13 protein-coding genes and 1 pseudogene are annotated in these 21,866 nt (G+C 33.8%); 2 read left to right on the forward strand and 12 right to left on the reverse strand.

All coding sequences use genetic code 11. The features are described from left to right. Positions 1 to 71 precede the first annotated feature (71 nt). Complete coding sequence (locus tag AC5LXV_RS00580; RefSeq protein WP_493446484.1) at positions 72 to 554, reverse strand: tetratricopeptide repeat protein; 483 nt, start codon at positions 552 to 554, stop codon at positions 72 to 74. Next, positions 537 to 1,019, reverse strand: a pseudogene (locus tag AC5LXV_RS00585) (tetratricopeptide repeat protein); the annotation flags it as partial. The pseudogene AC5LXV_RS00585 and the gene AC5LXV_RS00580, both read right to left, overlap by 18 nt. A gap of 527 nt (positions 1,020 to 1,546) precedes the next feature. Between AC5LXV_RS00585 and AC5LXV_RS00590 the strand changes: the two are divergent. Both AC5LXV_RS00590 and AC5LXV_RS00595 read left to right on the forward strand, forming a co-directional pair. Continuing rightward, positions 1,547 to 2,053 carry a helix-turn-helix domain-containing protein gene (locus AC5LXV_RS00590; protein ID WP_493467086.1) on the forward strand — a complete coding sequence of 169 codons (507 nt, stop codon included), beginning with the start codon at positions 1,547 to 1,549 and terminating at the stop codon, positions 2,051 to 2,053. Continuing rightward, the gene (locus tag AC5LXV_RS00595; RefSeq protein WP_493468019.1) at positions 1,951 to 2,895 is read left to right on the forward strand and encodes an IS3 family transposase; all 945 of its coding nucleotides are present in this window, start codon (positions 1,951 to 1,953) and stop codon (positions 2,893 to 2,895) included. The genes AC5LXV_RS00590 and AC5LXV_RS00595 overlap by 103 nt, the downstream gene beginning before the upstream one ends. Before the next feature lie 98 nt (positions 2,896 to 2,993). Here the strand turns inward: AC5LXV_RS00595 and AC5LXV_RS00600 are convergent, their stop codons facing one another. The 10 genes from AC5LXV_RS00600 to pepB all read right to left on the reverse strand — a co-directional run bounded on the left by AC5LXV_RS00600 (position 2,994) and on the right by pepB (position 21,828). Further along, positions 2,994 to 4,346, reverse strand: coding sequence for an SEL1-like repeat protein (locus tag AC5LXV_RS00600; protein WP_493467087.1), 1,353 nt, complete (start codon positions 4,344 to 4,346; stop codon positions 2,994 to 2,996). Between the two features lie 348 nt (positions 4,347 to 4,694). Then, positions 4,695 to 6,050: a tetratricopeptide repeat protein gene (locus AC5LXV_RS00605; protein ID WP_493467088.1), complete on the reverse strand. Its 1,356-nt coding sequence runs from the start codon at positions 6,048 to 6,050 to the stop codon at positions 4,695 to 4,697. Positions 6,051 to 6,507: 457 nt separating this feature from the next. Then, positions 6,508 to 6,612 carry an SEL1-like repeat protein gene (locus tag AC5LXV_RS00610; RefSeq protein ID WP_258363889.1) on the reverse strand — a complete coding sequence of 35 codons (105 nt, stop codon included), beginning with the start codon at positions 6,610 to 6,612 and terminating at the stop codon, positions 6,508 to 6,510. 445 nt (positions 6,613 to 7,057) lie between these two features. Next, positions 7,058 to 8,314: an SEL1-like repeat protein gene (locus AC5LXV_RS00615; RefSeq protein WP_493467089.1), complete on the reverse strand. Its 1,257-nt coding sequence runs from the start codon at positions 8,312 to 8,314 to the stop codon at positions 7,058 to 7,060. Positions 8,315 to 8,606: 292 nt separating this feature from the next. Next, entirely contained in the window at positions 8,607 to 9,539 is a 933-nt protein-coding gene (locus AC5LXV_RS00620; RefSeq protein WP_110432389.1) for an SEL1-like repeat protein, read from the reverse strand. 764 nt (positions 9,540 to 10,303) lie between these two features. Further along, a complete protein-coding gene (locus tag AC5LXV_RS00625; RefSeq protein WP_181415880.1) occupies positions 10,304 to 11,551 on the reverse strand; it encodes an SEL1-like repeat protein in 1,248 nt (415 codons plus the stop codon). Between the two features lie 792 nt (positions 11,552 to 12,343). Then, positions 12,344 to 13,786, reverse strand: a complete 1,443-nt coding sequence (locus AC5LXV_RS00630) for an SEL1-like repeat protein (protein ID WP_493467090.1) — start codon at positions 13,784 to 13,786, stop codon at positions 12,344 to 12,346. Between the two features lie 342 nt (positions 13,787 to 14,128). Beyond that, positions 14,129 to 16,975, reverse strand: a complete 2,847-nt coding sequence (locus AC5LXV_RS00635) for a tetratricopeptide repeat protein (RefSeq protein ID WP_493467091.1) — start codon at positions 16,973 to 16,975, stop codon at positions 14,129 to 14,131. Positions 16,976 to 17,316: 341 nt separating this feature from the next. Beyond that, entirely contained in the window at positions 17,317 to 19,860 is a 2,544-nt protein-coding gene (locus tag AC5LXV_RS00640; protein WP_493467092.1) for an SEL1-like repeat protein, read from the reverse strand. A 687-nt stretch (positions 19,861 to 20,547) separates the two neighbouring features. Continuing rightward, positions 20,548 to 21,828, reverse strand: coding sequence for an aminopeptidase PepB (gene pepB / locus AC5LXV_RS00645; protein WP_034901472.1), 1,281 nt, complete (start codon positions 21,826 to 21,828; stop codon positions 20,548 to 20,550). Positions 21,829 to 21,866 lie beyond the last annotated feature (38 nt).

Consider the following 21,866-nt stretch of genomic DNA (forward strand, 5'->3'; position numbering starts at 1 on the left):
AATTAATAAACACCTCAAGCAAACCACCTTAATGATTTAAGGTGGTTTTCATCAAAAAATAGGCTTGTTTTTTATTTATCACAAGCTATTTTAAGCCCCCCATCACAAGCCAGTTGAAAATACTTTTTAGCTAATGATTTGTTTTGTTCAACGCCATCACCTTTCTCATACATAATCGCCAAATTGTATTGTGCGCTTAAGTATCCCTGCTCAGCTGCTTTTGTATACCAATATGCTGCCTTTTGTTTATCTTGTTCTACACCATTACCATTAAAATAATTATGCGCTAAGTTATATTGTGCATTAGCATACCCCTTTTCTGCAGCTTTTATATACCAATATACTGCCTTTTTTTTATCTTGTTTTATGCCATCACCTTTATCATACATAGCGGCTAAATTGTAGCATGCACTGGGGTTAGCTTGCTCCGCAGCTTTGGTATACAAATTTAAAGCTTTTAATTTGTCTTGTTCTACGCCATCACCTTTCTCATACATAAGCGCTAAATTGTTTTGTGCGTAAGAATTTCCTTGCTCTGCGGATTTTGTATACAAATATGCAGCTTTTGTTTTATCTTGTTCTACACCATCACCTGTATCATACATAACCGCTAAATGGAACTGTGAAAGGAAATTACCTTGCTCAGCTGCTTTCGCAAACCAATATGCCGCCTTTTGTTTATCTTGTTCTACGCCTTCACCTCTATAATATTTAACCGCTAAATTATTTTGTGCCTTGGAGTAACCGAAATTCGCTACTTTTGTAAACCAATATACCGCCTTTGATATATCTTTTTCTATGCCATCACCTTGATCATACATAACCGCTAAATTGTATTGTGCATTTGGGTTACCTTGTTCTGCCGCTTTAGCGAACCAATATGCCGCTTCAGATTTACTTTGTTCTATGTTATCGCCATTATAATACATAAAAGCTAACTCAAGTTGAGCATTACTATCACCCTGTTGTGCTGCTTTTGTATACCAAGATACTGTTTTTTCGTCATCTTTTTTCATACAACCTCCCTTTAGATCGTATTTAGCTTTATTATTACCTTTGCTCGTCTCTTATATGCATTGATTAAATGCCTTTTATAATTTTCTTATTAATATATGTAATGCATTCGTTTGCATAAATTTAAAAAGGAAATAGAATTAATACTCCAAAAAGATAAATATTTTTTCATTTTCTCCTATTCCTATTGCAGCAAACATTAATACTTGTTTATTTTACCAACGTTTTACATAAAAGTATGTAAAATAATTAATATTGATTTTCTTAATTACCGATCACATAAAATGAAGCTATTGTGTTATGACTAAAGTCATTAAAAAAAGAGATATTGTGGGTAACAGTGGTAAATATACCAACCAAACTAATGGTGCCATAACAATATGGCTATTTTCTTCTGAAAAAATCAATATAAAGTAAATACCCTTTATTAAAATTATAACGACATCAATTCATTCTTAATATTGAAAAAATAAAAAAGCACTCTTTGAAGTGACCCCCAATAGTTGGACAACCAATTACTGAGGGTCTTTTTATGTCAAAATATAGTCGAGATTTAAAAATTATCATAGCTAATGAATTCTTATCAGGAGAATCATCAGTAATTCTTTCAAAAAAATATGCGATATCTTCTAGTCAGATTCGATATTGGTCCCAAGTGGTTGCGATTCATGGGGGTAACGCCTTTCAACCAACACCTCATTTACGTCATGCCGAAGCAAGATTACAAGCACTAAAATTAATGTGGACAAATAATTGGTCTCTCGGGCACACTAGTGCTATGCTTAATTTAAGTTCCCCCGGGCTTCTATTTGTTTGGCTTGATAGATATCATAAAAAAGGTTTCCGAGGGCTTGAATATCGTTCCAGAGGAAGACCCTGTATGAAGCACCCCGGTATTGAATCCACTCACAGTGATGATGAAAAAACAATTGAAGCATTAAAAGAAGAAATTGCTTATCTACGAGCAGAGAATGCTGTTCTAAAAAAGTTAGAAGAGCTGAAGCAAGCAAAACGACAACAAACAAAGAAAAAACGTTAGTTGTTTTAGCTCTTAAATATCAGTATTCCTTAAAACATTTACTATCAGCAACAAAACTGGCAAAAAGTGTTTTTTATTATCATGTTAATAGGTTGAAAACCCCGTCTGCTTATGAAAATGAGTTAAAACGTATTGAATCGATTTACCATGAACATAAAGGGCGTTATGGTTATCGCCGAATTCATTTAGCGTTGATAAATGAAGGAATTAAGCTCAATCATAAAACGGTACAACGCTTAATGGGTCAACTTAATCTCAAATCGACAGTAAGACCTAAAAAATATCGTTCTTATCGTGGAGAGACAGGTAAAACAGTAGCTAATTATCTTAAAAGAGATTTTGAATCATCGAGACCAAATGAAAAATGGGTAACGGATGTCACAGAATTTAAGGTAAATGAACAGAAAATTTACCTATCGCCCATTATCGATTTATATAATCAAGAAGTAATCGCTTATATGGTGGCTAAAAATGCACGTTTGACCTTGGTGACAGATATGCTTAAAAAAGGGATATCACGATTAAAACAGTGTGAAAAACCGTTACTACATAGTGACCAAGGCTGGCAATATAGAAATTGCCATTATCAGAAGCTACTAGCTAATAATGGCATCAAACAAAGTATGTCCAGAAAAGGAAATTGTTTAGATAATGCGGTAGCTGAAAACTTTTTTGGTCTATTAAAATCAGAAATGTACCATGGACAATGCTTTCAAGATGCAGATGAATTGATTGAAAAAATAGAAGAATATATAGAATACTACAACACCAAACGGATTAAGGCCAAATTAAAAGGCCTGACTCCGGTTGAATATCGAAATCAGGCCTTACAAGCCGCTTAATAAAAGTGTCCAACTTTATGGGGTCACTTCACTTTGAGTGCTTTTGTGAAAACGTTGATTTAAAATGATTGTCGAAAATAATTTAATTATTTTTTTAATTACCTTAATTTATAGCAAGCCTTTTGATAATGCCCTTCACAAGCTAGTTGGTAATACTTTTTAGCTAAAGATTTGTTTTGCTCAATATCATTACCTTTCTCATATATCAGCGCTAAATTATATTGTGCCTCGACATCTCCTCCGTCCGCCGCTTTTGTATACCAATATACCGCTTTTTGTTTATCTGACTTTATGCCGTCTCCTACCTCATACATATGCCCTAAATTATATTGGGCATCTAAATGACCTTGCTCCGCGGCTTTGCTAAACCAATTTATTGCTTTTATTTTATCTTGTGTTACGCCTATTCCTTGATAATACGCACTGCCTAAATTGTTCTGCGCGTCAGCATTACCTTGTTCTGCGGATTTTGTATACCAATATAACGCTTTTTGCTTATCTTGCTTTATACCATCACCATGACTATACAAAAAACCTAGACTAAATTGTGCGCTAGGCATCCCTTGTTCTGCCGCTTTTGTAAACCAATCTATCGCCTTTTGTTTATCTTTTTTTATGCTATTACCTTCATAATATTTAAGCGCTAAATTATATTGGGCGATAGAATCACCTTGTTCTGCTGCTTTTGTATACCAATATATCGCCTTTTGTTTATCTTGTTTTATGCCATCACCGATATTATACATATCCGCTAAATTATATTGAGCGGTAGACTGCCCTTGTTCTGCTGCCTTTGTATACCAATTTATAGCTTTTAGTTTATCTTGTTCTACACCATCACCGTTTTTATATATACTCCCTAAATTGTTTTGCGCGTTAGGCTCACCTTGCTCTGCTGCTTTTGTATACCAATATATCGCCTTTTGTTTATCTTGCTCTATACCATGGCCACCACTATACATAAGAGCTAAATTAAATTGCGCTCTAGACTCACCTTGTTCTGCCGATTTTGTAAACCAATATACTGCTTTCAACTTATCTTGGTCCACGCCAGTACCTTCATAGTATATACTCGCTAAATTATATTGTGACTTAGAATCACCTTGTTCTGCTGCTTTTGTATACCAATATAACGCTTTTTGCTTATCTTGCTTTATGCCTTTACCGTCATTATATTTAACCGCTAAATTAAATTGTGCGCCGGGATGACCTTGTTCTGCTGCTTTTGTAAACCAAAAAACTGCTTTTTCTTCATTTTGTTCTACGCCAGCACCTTTATTATACATAACGCCTAAATAGTATTCCGCTTTATTATCGCCTTTCGCCGCCTCTTGTGTACATTCATCAAATGCTGTTTTATAATTTTTTTGCTCATAATACGAAGTGCAGTCATTTGCATAAATTGAAAAAGAACATAGAACTAATAACCCAGTAGATATATATTTTTTCATAGTATTTCCTATACAGGTTAAAACAGAGATTGATATTTTTTTATCTTACTAATTATATATAAAATTGTGTATAGAAAATAGCCATTATTATTGTTTTTTTATTAACTAATCATCAGAAAAAGACGGTTATGCCGTTTTATGAAAAACATTAAAGGAATGGACGTCATTGGAAAAATTGCTAATCTTGCAACCAAACGCATGGGGGTAGACATCAAAATATATCTGTTTTGACGATCTATATTAACAGGCAACGGTGATTGAAAATTAAGATAAATTAATCTAATGTTGATAAACATTATAAGAAAATCACCTTAATGATGTAAGGTGATTTTTCATCAACTAATAGGATTATTTTTTTAATTTATTACAAGCTTTTTTAACCCCCTGTTCACAAGACTGTTTAAAATACTCTTTAGCTAGAAATTTATTTTGCTCAACGCCATCACCTTGAGCATACATAAGCGCTAAATTGTATTGTGCTTCAGCATTTCCTTGCTTTGCGGCTTTTGTAAACCAATATACAGATTTTATTTTATCTTGTTCTACGCTTTCACCGTAATAATATTTAATAGCCAAACTAAATTGTGCACCATAATGGCCTTGTTCTGCGGCTTTTGTATACCAATATACTGCCTTTTGTTTATCTAGCTCTATGCCTACACCCATATCATACATAAGCGCTAAATTATATTGGGCGTTAGACTCATCTTGTTTTGCCGATTTTATATACCAATAAACTGCCTTTTGTTTATCTGGCTCTATGCCATCTCCTTTATAATACATATTCCCTAAATTATATTGTGCTCTGGAGAGACCTTGTTCTGCGGCTTTTGTATACCAATATACCGCCTTTTGTTTATCTTGCTCTATGCCATCACCATTACTATACATAAGCGCTAAATTAAATTGGGCATCGGATTCTCCTTCCTCCGCTGCTCTAGTATACCAATATATAGCCTTTGGCGTATCTTGTTTTATGCCATCTCCTTGATGATACATAAGGGCTAAATTGTATTGCGCGCTAGATTGACCTTGCTCCGCAGCTATAGTATACCAATATAGCGCCTTTTGTTTATCTGGCTCTATGCCATTACCATTATTATACATAAGAGCTAAATTATATTGGGCTTTAGAATGACCATTCTCCGCAGCTAAAGTATACCAATATATAGCTTTTTGTTTATCTGGCTTTATGCCATCGCCATTATTATACATAAATGCTAAATTATACTGTGATCTAGAATCACCTTGCTTTGCAGCTCTTGTGTACCAATATACTGCGTTTTGTTTATCTAGCTTTACGCTATCACCTTCATAATACATAACCGCTAACTGGTATTGTGCTTTAGTATGACCTTGCTCCGCAGCTGTAGTATACCAATATACCGCCTTTTGTTTATCTTGTTCTATGCCATCACCGTTATTATACATAAGTGCTAAATTATATTGGGCATTAGGCTCACCTTGTTCTGCTGCTTTTGTATACCAATATACTGCTTTTAGTTGATCTTGTTCTACGCCAGCACCTTCATCGTACATAACGCCTAGATAGTATTGAGCTTTATTATCACCTTTTGTCGCCTCTTGTGTACATTTATCAAGCGCTTTTTTAAAATTTTTTTGCTCAATATGGCTAATGCACTCGCTCGCATAAATTGAAAAAGAACATACGACTAACAACCCCGCAGATAAATATTTTTTCATTGTATTTCCTATACTGGTTAAAACCAGCATTAATATTTTTATGTTATTGATTATATATAAATATATATATATAAAATAGCCATCATTATGGTTTTTTTAATTATCAGAAAAATGGTTATACCATTTTAGGAAAAATCATTTAAAGGAATGGATATCGTTGATAAAATTACCAATCTTGCAACCAAACGCATGGCTGGTGCAGATCAAAATACCCCCTATTTTGCCAATCTATATTTAAAAGATAATGGTGATCGAAGATAAATTAATCTAATGTTCATAAACATTAAAAGAAAATCACCTTAATAATCTAAAGTGATTTTTCATTAAAAATCATGGTTAATTTTTTGATTTATTAAAATATTTTTTAAGACTTTACTCACAAGACTGTTTAAAATACTCATTAGCTAATGATTTGTTTTACTCAACACCATCACACTATACATAACGCTAAATTATATTAGCCGTTAGGATTGCCTTGTTCAGCGTCTTTTTTATACCAATATAACGCCTTTGGTTTATCTTGCTCCATACCATCACCTTCATCATACATAAGCGCTAAAATATATGGATATCGGCATTACCTTACCCTAATTCTACTTTATTGGGCGTAAAGGTTTGTTAATCACTCCCATAAAAAATATATTTTTCATTGGGTTGCATAAAATAAAGTAGAAAATAAGAGTGATAATATGATTAATAATCCTTTTTTCATAATTTTCCTTATATTCCCTACCAAAACTCATTTATGCTTTTTAAATGTTATTTTAGTGATAATAACTATCGATGTATTTAGAATAATTTATACAAAATTATTAGTAGGATTTTTATAAAAAAATCAAAGAAAACTATAACTAGTTTTTTAGAAAAAATCATTAATAGAATGGATGTTTTGATTAAGATTAAAAATACCTCAACTCATTTTTGATCTTAAGGGAAAATAGAAAAAGCACTCGTAGAGTGCTTTTTGTGAAAAACGGTGATTTAAAATGTTTTCTGAAATAATTTAATTATTCTGTTAATTGCTTTAATTTATTACAAGCCTCTTGAGAATCTCCATCACAGGCTTGTTGGTAATACTTTTGTGCTAAGGATCTATTTTGCTTAACACCATCGCCTTCATCATACATAAGCGCTAAATAGTATTGGGCACTAGAATGACCTTGTTCCGCCGCTTTTGTATACCAATTTATCGCTTTTATCTTATCTTGTTTTACGCCTTCACCTTCATAATACATAAGTGCTAAATTGTATTGGGCACTAGAATTACCTTGTTCCGCCGCTTTTGTATACCAATTTATCGCTTTTATTTTATCCTGCTTTACACCTTTACCGTAATAATACGCGTTCCCCAAATTGTTTTGGGCGTCAGCAAATCCTTGTTCTGCCGATCTTGTATACCAATATAACGCTTTCTGCTCATCTTGTTCTAAGCCTGTACCTTCTTTATACATAATCGCTAAATTATATTGGGCGGTAGAATGACCTTGTTCGGCAGCTTTTATATACCAATATGCAGCCTTTTGTTTATCTTGCTCTATACCATAACCTTCACTATACATAAGCGCTAAATTATATTGTGATCTAGGATGACCTTGTTCTGCTGCTTTTGTATACCAATATACCGCCTTTTGCTTATCTTGTTCTACGCCATTACCTTCATAATACATAAACGCTAAATTATATTGGGCGGCAAAGTTACCTTGCTCCGCCGCTTTTATATACAAATTTACAGCTTTTTCTTTATCTTGTTCTACGCCATCACCTCGTTTATACATACCCGCTAAATTGTTTTGTGAGTCGGAATCACCTTCTTCTGCTGCTTTTGTAAACCAATATACTGCCTTTTGTTTATCTTGTTCTACTCCATCACCGTTTTTATACATAAACCCTAAATTATATTGTGCATCTATGTGACCTTGCTCGGCGGCTTTTGTATACCAATTTAGCGCTTTTACTTTATCTTGTTGTTCTCCTTCACCGTAATAATACATATTCCCTAAATTATTTTGTGCATTAGTATTACCTTGTTCAGCTGACTTAAAATACCAAAATAAAGCTTTTTGTAGATCTTCTTTAACCCCTTTACCATCGTGATACATGAATGCCAGATTATATTGAGCTTCGGCATCACCTTGTTCTGCTTTTACTTTACACGGAGTAAAGGCTTTTTCATAACTCTCCATAGACCAATATAGTTTGCATGGATTGGCATAAACTGCAGAAGAAAATAAGACTGATAATATGACTAATAATCCTTTTTTCATGATTTTCCTTATATTCACTACGAAAACTTATTTATGCTTTTTAAATGTTATTTTATGGATATTAACTGTCAATATATTTAGGAAATTTATACAAATTATTAATAGGATTTTTATAAAAAATCAGAGAAAACTATATCTAGTTTTTCAGAAAAAATCATTAATAGAATGGCTATTTTGATTAAGATTAAAAATACATCAACTCATTTTTGATCTTAAGGGAAAATAGAAAAAGCACTCGTAGAGTGCTTTTTGTGAAAAACGGTGATTTAAAATGTTTTCTGAAATAATTTAATTATTCTGTTAATTGATTTAATTTATCACAAGACTTTTCATAATGTTGCTCGCAAGCTAGTTGGTAATACTTTTTAGCTAAAGATTTATTTTGCTCAATACCATTACCTTTATCATACATATACGCTAAAAGATATTGGGCTTGAGCATCACCACGCTCCGCGGCTTTTGTATACCAATATACCGTTTTTTGTTTATCTGGCTTTATGCCGTCTCCCTCATCATACATAGCCGCTAAATTACATTGAGCGTCAACATTACCTTGTTCTGCCGCTTTTGTATACCAATATAACGCCTTTTGCTTATCAGGCTTTACGCCATTTCCTTCATCATACATAATCGCTAAATTGTTTTGTGCGTAAGACTCACCTTGTTCTGCCGCTTTTGTATACCAATATAACGCCTTTTGTTTATCAGGCACTATGCCATCACCTTCATCATACATAAGCGCTAAATTATATTGTGCATCAGCATTATCTTGTTTTGCTGCTTTTGTATACCAATATAACGCCTTTTGCTTATCAGGCCCTATACCATCACCTTTATCATACATAAGCGCTAAATTTTTTTGTGCAATGGAATTACCTTGCTCCGCCGCTTTTGTATACCAATAAAACGCCTTTTGTATATTTTTCTCGGTGACATCACCTTCATTGTACATAACCGCTAAATTGTTTTGTGCATCTACGTTACCTTGTTCCGCGGCTTTTTTATACCAATAAAACGCCTTTTGTTTATCTGGCTCTGTACCATTACCTACATCATACATATACGCTAAAAAATATTGAGATTCAGTATTACCTTGCTCTGCTTCCACTTTACATAAAGTTAAGGCTTTCTCATAATTTTCCTTATACCAATATTTACTGCATTGATTAGCATAAACAATAGTAGAAAATAAAAGTGATAAGATGACTAATAATCCTTTCTTCATAATTTTCCTTATATTCAATATGAAAACTTATTTATATTATTTGAATGTTATTTTTGAAATATTAACTATCAATATATTTAAAATCATTTATACAAAATTATTAATAGAATTTAGTATAAAAAAATCAAAGAAAACTATAACTTTTTTTCTCAGAAAAATTCATTAATAGAATTGATATTTTGATTGAGATTAAAAATGTATCAATTCATTTTTGATCTTGGTAAAAACAGAAAAATCACTCATTGAATACTATTTTGATAAAACTGTGATTTAAAGTAATTTTGCAGAATAATTTAATTATTCGTTTAATTGCTTTAATTTATCATAAGCTTTTTTATAATTTTCGTGCAGCTTTTGTTTTCCATCACCCAACTAAATTTATAAATAAAAAATAGTTAGCAATCAGAAGATAACACTATCTTCAATGTATTTCTTATACAGATTAGAACAGACATTAATTTTTTTGTTACTCATTATATATAAATGTATGTATCGTAAATAGCCATTGTTATTGATTTTTTTTAATTATCAATTATCAGAAGCAATAGTTATTCCGTTTAAGGAAAAGATGTTAAAGGAATGGACATCATTGATAAAATTACAAATCTAGCTACTAAACTTCTAGGTGGTTCATATCAAAATGCACCTGTATATATTAAAAAGGTAATGGTGATTGAAGATAAACAATGAATTGCTCTAACATTTATCAACACGTCAAAAAATCACCTTAATGATTTAAGGTGATTTTGCATTAAATAATAGGACTACTGTTTTAATTTATCACAAGCTGTTTCAAAACCTAGCTCACAAGACTGTTTAAAATACTTATTAGCTAATGATTTGTTTAGTTTGACTCCATCACCATTCTCATACATAGTTGCCAAATTGTATTGTGCGCTTAAGTATCCTTGTTCTGCTGCTTTTGTATACCAATCAACCGCCTTTTGTTTATCTTGATCGATACCATCACCGTTATAATACATAAGCGCTAAATTATATTGTGCTTTAGAATGACCTTCTTCGGCGGCTTTTGTATACCAATATACCGCTTTTTGTTTATCTCGTTCAATGCCATCACCGCTGTAATACATAAGCGCTAAATTATATTGTGCGCTAGAATGACCTTGCTCGGCGGCTTTTGTATACCAATATACCGCATTTGGTTTATCTTGCTCGACTTCATCTCCGTTATTATACATAAAAGCTAAGTTATTTTGGGCGTTAGCATAACCTTGCTCGGCGGCTTTTGTATACCAATATACCGCCATTTGTTTATCTTGCTCTACGCCATCGCCTTTATAATACATAAAGGCTAAGTTATTTTGGGCGTTAGACTCACCTTGTTCGGCAGCTTTTGTATACCAATATACTGCTATTTGTTTATCTTGCTCTACACCTTCACCGTTATAATATTTAAGAGCCAAATTATATTGAGCGCCAGGATGATCTTGTTCGGCAGCTTTTGTATACCAATATACCGCCTTTTGTTTATCTTGTTCGGTGCCATCACCTTCGTCATACATAATCGCTAAATTATATTGTGCTTTGAGGATACCTTGTTCGGCACTTTTGCTATAAACAACAAAAGCTTTTTGTTTATCTTGCTCTATACCATCTCCGTTATAATACATAAACGCTAGATTATATTGACCTTTAGCATCCCCCTGGTCTGCGGCTTTTGTAAACCAATATGCAGCCTTTTGTTTATTTTGCTCTATGCCATCACCTTCATAATACCTAAGTGCTAAATTATATTGGGCGCTAGAATTACCTTGCTCTGCTGCTTTTGTATACCAAAATAAGGCTTTTTGTTGATCTTGTACGACGCCTTTACCAATATCATACATAATCCCAAGGTAGTATTGAGCTTTATTACTACCTTTCGCCGCCTCTCTTGTACATTTAGCAAATGCTTTATCATAATTTTTTTGTTCAATATATGTAGTGCACTGGCTTGCATAAATTGAAAAAGAACATAGAACTAATAATCCAGAAGATAAATATTTTTTCATGGTTTTCCTTATACCTATTGCAGCAGACATTAATACTTGTTTATTTTACCGATATTATTTTAGTGATATTAACTATCAATGTATTTAGTAAATTGATACAAAATTATTAATATTATTTTCATAATAAATCAATAGAAAAATATAGCTATGTTTTTTTGAAAAAAATCATTAACAGAATGGATATTTTTATTGAGATTATAAATGCATCAACTTATTCTTAATATTGGCAAATAAAAAAAGCAATTATTGAGTGTTATTAATAAAAAACGGGGGGTTAAAGTGATTTCCGAAATAATTTAATTTTGCCTATTAGCATTTACTTGTTTGGTTTCTTGTGCACATCCAACAAAGGCTTTTTATGATTTTTTATTGGCAATCTGTTTTACACGGACAGGCATAATTTGAAAAAGAACGGCGAATTGATAACCCTAAAGATGATATTTTTTTCATTGTATTTCCTATACATGTTAAAACAAACATTAATATTTTTTTATTTTACTTATTATATATAAATATATGTATCCAAAATAGTCGTTGTTATTGATTTTCTTGATTACCAGAAAATATGGTTATGCCGTTTTTGGCAAAGTCATTAAAGGAATAGACATTGTTAATAAGGATTATGAATGTAGCAATCAAACACATGGGATAACATCAAAGTGTGCCTGTTGAGCCAATCTATGTAAAAAAAGCAACAATGATTAAAGATAAACAAAAGTTGTTCTAAAATGAACAAATACTTCAAGCAAACCACCTTAGTGATTTAAGGTGGTTTTTAACCGAATAATAGGATTATTTTCTTAATTCCTCACAAGCTAGTTCAAAACCTAGATCACAAGACTGTTTAAAATACTCTTTAGCTAATGATTTGTTTTGCTCAACACCATCACCCTCATTATACATAACCGCTAAATTATATTGGGAATAAGGATTACCTTGTGCTGCAGCTTCTGTAAACCAGTATACAGCTTTTTTCTTATCTATTTCAACACCATCTCCACTATCATACATAGCGGCTAAATTGTGCTGAGCAGTTAAATCACCTTGTTCTGCTGCTTTTGTATACCAATATTCGGCTTTTTTCTTATCCATTTCAACACCGTCTCCATTGAAGTACATAAGTGCTAAAATAGATTGTGCATCGGAATAATCTTGTTCTGATGCTTTAATGAACCAAAAAGCTGCTTTTTCCTTATCTATTTTAATACCTTCCCCATAATAATACATAAGCGCTAAATGGAATTGTGCGTTTAAGTATCCTTGCTCGGCTGCTTTTGTAAACCAATATACCGCTTTTTGATTATCTGGTTTTACGTCTTCACCTTTATGATATCTAATAGCCAAATTGAATTGTGCTTCAGATGCTCCTTGCTCGGCTGCTTTTGTATACCAATATACCGATTTTTGATTATCTGGTTCTACACCTTCACCATGACCATAAATAAACCCTAAATTATTTTGTGCTCTGAAATAACCTTGCTCTGCGGATTTTGTATACCAAAAAATAGCTTTCAACTTATCTTGTTTTATACCATCCCCCTCATCGTACTTAAACGCTAAATTATATTGTGCTTCGGGATTGCCTTGTTCTGCTGCTTTTGTATACCAATATATAGCCTTTTGCTTATCTTGCTCTACGCCATCACCCTCATCATAAATAACAGCTAAATTATATTGTGCATCGGATTGCCCCAGTTCGGCGCTTTTGGTATATAACTCAATAGCTTTTTGTATATCTTGCTCTACTCCATCACCTTCATCATACATAAGTGCTAAATTATATTGTGCATTAATATGATCATGTTCCGCTGCTTTTGTATACCAATATACCGCCTTTTGTTTATCTTGCTCGATACCATCACCGTTATTATACATAAACCCTAAATTATACTGAGCGCTGGAGATACCCTGCTCCGCTGCTTTTGTATACCAATTTATTGCTTTTATTTTATCTTGTTCTATCCCTTCACCATTATCATATATCAACGCTAAATTGTATTGTGCGCTAGAATGACCTTGCTCCGCTGCTTTTGTAAACCAATCTACTGCTTTTATTATATTTTGTTTTACACCTTCACCGTTATAATACACATTCCCTAAATTAAATTGTGCATCAGAGTCACCATTCATCGCTTCTTGTGTACATATATCAAACGCTTTTTCATATTTTTCTTGGTCACCAGAAGATAAAGTTTTTTTTAGCGTGTTTATTATTGAAGATAATATTTTTTTCATTGTATTTCCTATACATGTTAAAACAAACATTAATATTTTTTTATTTTACTTATTATATATAAATATATGTATCCAAAATAGTCGTTGTTATTGATTTTCTTGATTACCAGAAAATATGGTTATGCCGTTTTTGGCAAAGTCATTAAAGAAATAGACATTGTTAATAAGGATTATGAATGTAGCAATCAAACACATGGGATAACATCAAAGTGTGCCTGTTGAGCCAATCTATGTTAAAAAAGTAACAATAATTAAAGATAAACAAAAGTTGTTGTAAAATTAATAAACACTTCAAGCAAACCACCTTAGTGATTTAAGGTGGTTTTTCATCAAATAATAGGATTATTTTTTTAACTCTTCACAAGCTGCTTCAAAACGTTGATCACAAGACTGTTTAAAATACTCTTTAGCTAAAGATTTATCCTGCGCAACACCATCTCCCTTATCATACATAATTCCTAACTTATATTGTGCTTCAGGGTCATTTTGTTCTGCTGCCTTTGTATACCAATATACCGCCTTCTGTTTATCTTGCTCTATGCCTTCACCGCTATAATACCTATTCCCTAAATTATATTGAGCTTGAGAACAACCTTGCTCTGCTGCTTCAGTATACCAATATAACGCCTTCTGTTTATCTTGCTCTATGCCTTCACCTTCATCATATATAGCCGCTAAATTGTATTGTGCATATAAATCACCTTGCTCTGCTGCTTTTGTATACCAATATACCGCCTTCTGTTTATCTTGCTCTATGCCTCCACCGTTATCATACATAAACCCTAAATTATTTTGTGCGTTTGAATGGCCTTGCTCTGCTGCTTTTGTATACCAATATACCGCCTTCTGCTTATCTTGCTCTATGCCTTCACCGTTATCATACATAACCGCTAAATTATATTGAGCACCAGGATTATCTTGTTCTGCCGCTTTTGCATACCAATATACCGCCTTCTGTTTATCTTGCTCTATGCCTCCACCGTTATCATACATAAACCCTAAATTGTGTTGTGCGTCTGAATCACCTTGCTCTGCTGCTTTTGTATACCAATATACCGCCTTCTGTTTATCTTGCTCTATTCCTTCACCGTTATCATACATAAACCCTAAATTATTTTGGGCATAAGGATTATCTTGTTCTGCTGCTTTTGTAAACCAATATACCGCCTTCTGTTTATCTTGCTCTATGCCTTCACCGCTATAATACCTATTCCCTAAATTATATTGAGCTTGAGAACAACCTTGCTCTGCTGCTTCAGTATACCAATATAACGCCTTCTGTTTATCTTGCTCTATGCCTTCACCTTCATCATATATAGCCGCTAAATTGTATTGTGCATATAAATCACCTTGCTCTGCTGCTTTTGTATACCAATATACCGCCTTCTGTTTATCTTGCTCTATACCATCACCTTCATCATACATAACCGCTAAATTGTATTGTGCATTAGGGTTACCTTGCTTCGCCGATTTTTCATACCAATAAAACGCCTTATATTTATCTTGCTCGATGCCATCACCATACTTATACATATTAGCTAAACTTAATTGGGCATCAAGACAACTTCGTCCTGCTGCTTTTGTAAACCAATATTCGGCTTTTTTCTTATCCATTTCTACACCGTCTCCATTACGGTACATATGTGCTAAAATAGATTGTGCATCGGGATAATCTTGTTCCGAAGCTTTAATGAACCAAAAAGCTGCTTTTTCCTTATCTATTTTAATACCTTCCCCATAATAATACATAAGCGCTAAATGGAATTGTGCGTTTAAGTATCCTTGCTCCGCTGCTTGTGTAAACCAATATATCGCTTTTTGATTATCTGGTGTTACGCCTTCACCTTTATGATATCTAATAGCCAAATTGAATTGTGCTTCAGATGCTCCTTGCTCGGCTGCTTTTGTAAACCAATATACCGCCTTCTGTTTATCTTGTTCTATGCCTTCACCGTTATCATACATAAACCCTAAATTATTTTGGGCACCAGGATTATCTTGTTCTGCCGCTTTTGTATACCAATATACCGCCCTCTGTTTATCTTGCTCTATACCATCACCTTCATCATACATAACCGCTAAATTGTATTGTGCATTAGAGTTACCTTGCTTCGCCGATTTTGCATACCAATATAACGCCTTTTGTTTATCTTGCTCTATACCATGATCACCACTATACATAAGTGCTAAATTAAATTGTGCGCTGGATAGACCTTGTTCTGCTGCTTTTGTATACCAATATACCGATTTTTGATTATCTGGTTCTACACCTTCACCATGACCATAAATAAACCCTAAATTATTTTGGGCATCAGGATTATCTTGTTCTGCCGCTTTTGTATACCAATATACCGCCCTCTGTTTATCTTGCTCTATACCATCACCTTCATCATACATAACCGCTAAATTGTATTGTGCATTAGGGTTACCTTGCTCCGCCACTTTTGTATACCAATATAACGCCTTTTGTCTATCTTGCTCTATACCTTCACAATATTTGTGCATAACGGCTAAATTATATTGTGCTTCGGGATTGCCTTGTTCTGCTGCTTTTGTATACCAATATATAGCCTTTTGCTTATCTTGCTCTACACCATCACCCTCATCATAAATAACAGCTAAATTATATTGTGCATTGGATTGCCCCAGTTCTGCGCTTTTGGCATATAACTCAATAGCTTTTTGTATATCTCGCTCTACTCCATCACCTTCATCATACATAAGTGCTAAATTATATTGTGCATTAATAAGATCTTGTTCCGCCGCTTTTGTATACCAATATACCGCCTTTTGTTTATCTTGCTCTATTCCTTCACCGTTATTATACATAAACCCTAAATTATACTGAGCGCTGGAGATACCCTGCTCCGCTGCTTTTGTATACCAATTTATTGCTTTTATTTTATCTTGTTCTACCCCTTCACCATTATCATATATCAACGCTAAATTGTATTGTGCGCTAGAATGACCTTGCTCCGCTGCTTTTGTAAACCAATAAACTGCCTTCTGTTTATCTTGCTCGATTCCTTCACCGTTATAATACATATGCCCTAAATTAAATTGTGCGTCAGAGTCACCATTCATCGCTTCTTGTGTACATATATCAAACGCTTTTTCATATTTTTTTTGTTCACCAGAAGATAAAGTTTTTTTTAGCGTTTTTACTATTGAAGATAATATTTTTTTCATTGTATTTCCTATACATGTTAAATAAACATTAATATTTTTTTATTTTACTTATTATATATAAATATATGTATCCAAAATAGTCGTTGTTATTGATTTTCTTGATTACCAGAAAATATGGTTATGCCGTTTTTGGCAAAGTCATTAAAGGAATAGACATTGTTAATAAGGATTATGAATGTAGCAATCAAACACGTGGGATAACATCAAAGTGTGCCTGTTGAGCCAATCTATGTTAAAAAAGTAACAATGATTAAAGATAAACAAAAATTGTTATAAAATGAACAAATACTTAAAGCTAACCACCTTAGTGATTTTAGGTGGTTTTTGATCGAATAATAGGATTATTTTCTTAATTCCTCACAAGCTAGTTCAAAACCTAGATCACAAGACTGTTTTAAATACTCTTTAGCTAAAGATTTATCATGCGCAACACCATCTCCCTTATCATACATAATTCCTAACTTATATTGTGCTTCAGGGTCATTTTGTTCTGCTGCCTTTGTATACCAATATACCGCTTTCTGTTTATCTTGCTCTATGCCTTCACCTTTATAATAACAATTCCCTAAATTATTTTGTGCTTGAGAACAACCTTGCTCCGCTGCTTTTGTATACCAATATACCGCCTTTTGTTTATCTTGCTCTATGCCTTCACCGTTATAATACCTATTCCCTAAATTATATTGTGCGTATAAATCACCTTGTTCCGCTGCTTTTGTATACCAATATACCGCCTTCTGTTTATCTTGCTCTATGTTCTCACCGTTATAATACCTATTCCCTAAATTATTTTGTGCTTGAGAACAACCTTGCTCCGCTGCTTTTTTATACCAATATACCGCCTTCTGTTTATCTTGCTCTATGCCTTCACCTTCATCATACATAACCGCTAAATTGTATTGTGCATTAGGGTAATCTTGCTCTGCTGCTTTTGTATACCAATATACCGCCTTCTGTTTATTTTGCTCTATGCCTTCACCGTTATAATACATATTCCCTAAATTATTTTGGGCGTATGACTCACCTTGCTCCGCTGCTTTTGTATACCAATATACCGCCTTCTGTTTATCTTGCTCGATACCATCACCTTTATCATACATATGCGCTAAACAGTTTTGTGCAAATGAATCACCTTGCTCTGCTGCTTTTGTATACCAATATACCGCCTTTTGTTTATCTTGCTCTATGCCTTCACCTTTATAATACCAATTGCCTAAATTATTTTGGGAGTATAAATCGCCTTGCTCCGCTGCTTTTGTATACCAATATACCGCCTTCTGTTTATCTTGCTCTATGCCTTCACCTTTATAATACCTATTCCCTAAATTATTTTGGGCGTCTAAATAACCTTGCTCCGCTGCTTTTGTATACCAATATATCGCCTTCTGTTTATCTTGCTCTATGCCTTCACCTTCATCATACATAAATCCTAAATTATTTTGTGCGTATGACTCACCTTGCTCCGCTGCTTTTGTATACCAATATACCGCCTTCTGTTTATCTTGCTCTATGCCTTCACCTTTATAATACCTATTTCCTAAATTATTTTGGGCGTCTGAATAACCTTGCTCCGCTGCTTTTGTATACCAATATACCGCCTTCTGTTTATCTTGCTCTATGCCATCACCTTCATCATACATATGTGCTAAATTGTATTGTGCATTAGGGTAATCTTGCTCTGCTGCTTTTGTATACCAATATATCGCCTGCTGTTTATCTTGCTCTATGCCTTCACCTTCATCATACATAAATCCTAAATTATTTTGTGCGTATGACTCACCTTGCTCCGCTGCTTTTGTATACCAATATACCGCCTGCTGTTTATCTTGCTCTATGCCTTCACCTTTATCATACATAAACCCTAAATTATTTTGGGCATTAGGGTTACCTTGCTTCGCCGATTTTTCATACCAATAAAACGCCTTTTGCTTATCTTGCTCTATGCCATCACCTTTATTATACATAACCCCTAAATTGTGTTGTGCGCCTGAATCACCTTGCTCCCCCGCTTTTGTATACCAATATACCGCCTTTTGTTTATCTTGCTCTATGCCTTCACCTTTATCATACATAAACCCTAAATTATTTTGGGCGTTTGAATAACCTTGCTCTGCTGCTTTTGTATACCAATATACCGCCTTCTGTTTATCTTGCTCTATGCCTTCACCGTTATAATACATATTCCCTAAATTATTTTGGGCGTTTGAATAACCTTGCTCTGCTGCTTTTGTATACCAATATACCGCCTTCTGTTTATCTTGCTCTATGCCTTCACCGTTATAATACATATTCCCTAAATTATTTTGGGCGTTTGAATAACCTTGCTCTGCTGCTTTTGTATACCAATATACCGCCTGCTGTTTATCTTGCTCTATACCTTCACCATATTTGTACATAACTGCTAAATTATGTTGTGCGCTGGATAGTCCTTGTTCTGCTGCTTTTGTAAACAAATAAACCGCCTTCTGTTTATCTTGCTCTATGCCTTCACCGTTATAATACATAAGTGCTAAACCATATTGGGCTTCAGGATCATTTTGCTCTGCTGCTTTTGTAAACCAATATACCGCCTTCTGTTTATCTTGCGCTATGCCTTCACCTTTATAATACATAAGTGCCAAATTATATTGGGCGTCTAAATGACCTTGCTCTGCTGATTTTTCATACCAAAATGCAGCGGTTTGTTTATCTTGTGGTACACCATTACCTTCATAACACATAAGTGCTATAATATATAGGCCTTCAGCATAACCTATTTCAGCTTCATCTTTACATGGCGTAAAGGATTTTTCATAGTATTTTTGTTCATCATCTGTTTTACATCGACCAGCATAATTTGAAAAAAAACGGAGAATTGATAACCCTAAAGATACTAGTTTTTTCATTATATTTCCTATGCATGTTAAAATAGACACTACTATTTTTTATTTGCCAATATATATATCGAAAGTAATCGTTATTATTGATTTCCTTAATTACCAATCAACAGATCAATATGATTATACTGTTTTGGTATAGTCATTAAAGGAATGGACATCGTTGATAAAATTGTTAACGAGTCACCAAACATATGGCATCACGTCAAAATGTCTTTGTTAAACCAATCTATATAAAAAAAGCAACAGTAATTGAAGATAAACAATAAGCTGTTCTAGAATTACTAAACACTTCAAGCAACCACCTTAATGATTTAAGGTCGTTTTTTATTAAATCATAAAATTATTTTTTTAATTTATTACAAGCTTTTTCAAAACCCTGCTCATAGGACTGTTTAAAATACTCATTAGCTAATAATTTGTTTTACTCAACACCATCACCTTGATCATATATAAGCGCTAAATTATATTGTGCGCAAAAATGACCTTGTTCAGCTTCATGGGCACATACAATTGCAATAAAGCCCTTTTCATAATTTTTATGCCAAATTTCTGTTTTGCAATCACTCGCATAAACAACATAAAGAAAACAAGAGGGGCATAACTAATAGTAACTTTTTTATGTTCATGATATTCCTTATATATTTATAAACTTTTTTTAAAATTCTATTTAATGCATCATAAAATCATTACTAATCATTTTAATATAGTTAACAAATTAGCCAGAGTTCTTACCCCGATACCTGTTGCACCAGTTGCCCATAAAGCGGTGGCACTTTTGCGGAATGTCGCTGAACAGTCAATGTGTAGCCAATTTTGTTTATAATTTTTAATAAAATGAGATAAAAATGCCGCGGCAGTGCTGGCACCAGCGGTATTGGGTAATCCTGAATTGGCTATATCCGCAAACGATGATGGAAATTGGCTACGATGAAAATCAGCTAATGGTAATCGCCAAAAAGCTTCATGTTCCGCTTGGCTACTTGCCAATAATTGATTAGCAAATTTGTCATCAAATGAGAGTAATGATTGATAATCGTTACCTACTGCAATTTTTGCTGCTCCAGTAAGGGTTGCGCAATCAATAATATAGTGAGGCTTATCACTGTCCGCACTAATTAACCCGTCAGCTAAAACTAATCGTCCTTCCGCATCGGTATTATCCACTTCAACTGTTTTACCATTACGATATCGGATAATATCACCCAGTTTAAATGCCTTACCACTCACCAAATTATCAGCGCAACATAGGTAAAGTTTAATACGATGTTTGACTCCTCGGGCAATAGCAAGTGCCAGAGCACCAGTTACTAATGCCGCGCCCCCCATATCCGATCGCATTGATTCCATAAAACTGCTTGGCTTTAAGCTATAACCACCAGAATCAAAAGTGATACCTTTACCGACTAAACAAGCGACAATTGGCGCTTTGGGGTTGTTAGTCGGATTATAATCAAGCTCAAGTAACGCTGCCGGCCGATCAGATCCTTTGCCAACCGTATAAATTCCCATATAATCCTGTTCTTTTAATGCTTCGCCGGAAATAATGTTATAGGTAATATCTGAGGAATAATTGCTGATTAAGTTTGCACTTTGCGTGGCCAATTCTAGAGGACTTAATGTTTCTGCTTGTTGATTAACAATATCTCGACACCAATCAATAATTGCTAAGCGATATTTTAGTTCTTGTTTATCTTGGCTATTAAGTTTTGCCCAACTCACTTTATTATTATTTTTGGCATTACGATAACCGAGCCAAAAATGCCAACACGATTCTAGATCCCAATTGTCACCACTAAGTTTAACCGACTTAATACCTTGATTATCTAATTTTCTTGCTGCTCGCTGAATGGCGCCATGTCGATGATCCGGTTGATAATGAATGGTAACAGCATCATCTGAAAAACTAAGTAACGCCTCTTTTCCCCACTTTGATGGTGCAGGTTTTTCCGAAAGTAATATAGATAAACTCGACATAATAAATTCCTCAAGCAATAAAAATGCAAAAACGATAA

This window comes from Gilliamella sp. LMG 34359, assembly GCF_984569085.1.

Bases quoted from the DNA above. Each gene is read 5' to 3' on its own strand.
- AC5LXV_RS00590 (WP_493467086.1), top strand. From the start codon at position 1,547: ATGTCAAAATATAGTCGAGATTTAAAAATTATCATAGCTAATGAATTC.
- AC5LXV_RS00600 (WP_493467087.1), bottom strand. From the start codon at position 4,346: ATGAAAAAATATATATCTACTGGGTTATTAGTTCTATGTTCTTTTTCA.
- AC5LXV_RS00605 (WP_493467088.1), bottom strand. From the start codon at position 6,050: ATGAAAAAATATTTATCTGCGGGGTTGTTAGTCGTATGTTCTTTTTCA.
- AC5LXV_RS00615 (WP_493467089.1), bottom strand. From the start codon at position 8,314: ATGAAAAAAGGATTATTAGTCATATTATCAGTCTTATTTTCTTCTGCA.
- AC5LXV_RS00620 (WP_110432389.1), bottom strand. From the start codon at position 9,539: ATGAAGAAAGGATTATTAGTCATCTTATCACTTTTATTTTCTACTATT.
- AC5LXV_RS00625 (WP_181415880.1), bottom strand. From the start codon at position 11,551: ATGAAAAAATATTTATCTTCTGGATTATTAGTTCTATGTTCTTTTTCA.
- AC5LXV_RS00630 (WP_493467090.1), bottom strand. From the start codon at position 13,786: ATGAAAAAAATATTATCTTCAATAATAAACACGCTAAAAAAAACTTTA.
- AC5LXV_RS00635 (WP_493467091.1), bottom strand. From the start codon at position 16,975: ATGAAAAAAATATTATCTTCAATAGTAAAAACGCTAAAAAAAACTTTA.
- AC5LXV_RS00640 (WP_493467092.1), bottom strand. From the start codon at position 19,860: ATGAAAAAACTAGTATCTTTAGGGTTATCAATTCTCCGTTTTTTTTCA.
- pepB (WP_034901472.1), bottom strand. From the start codon at position 21,828: ATGTCGAGTTTATCTATATTACTTTCGGAAAAACCTGCACCATCAAAG.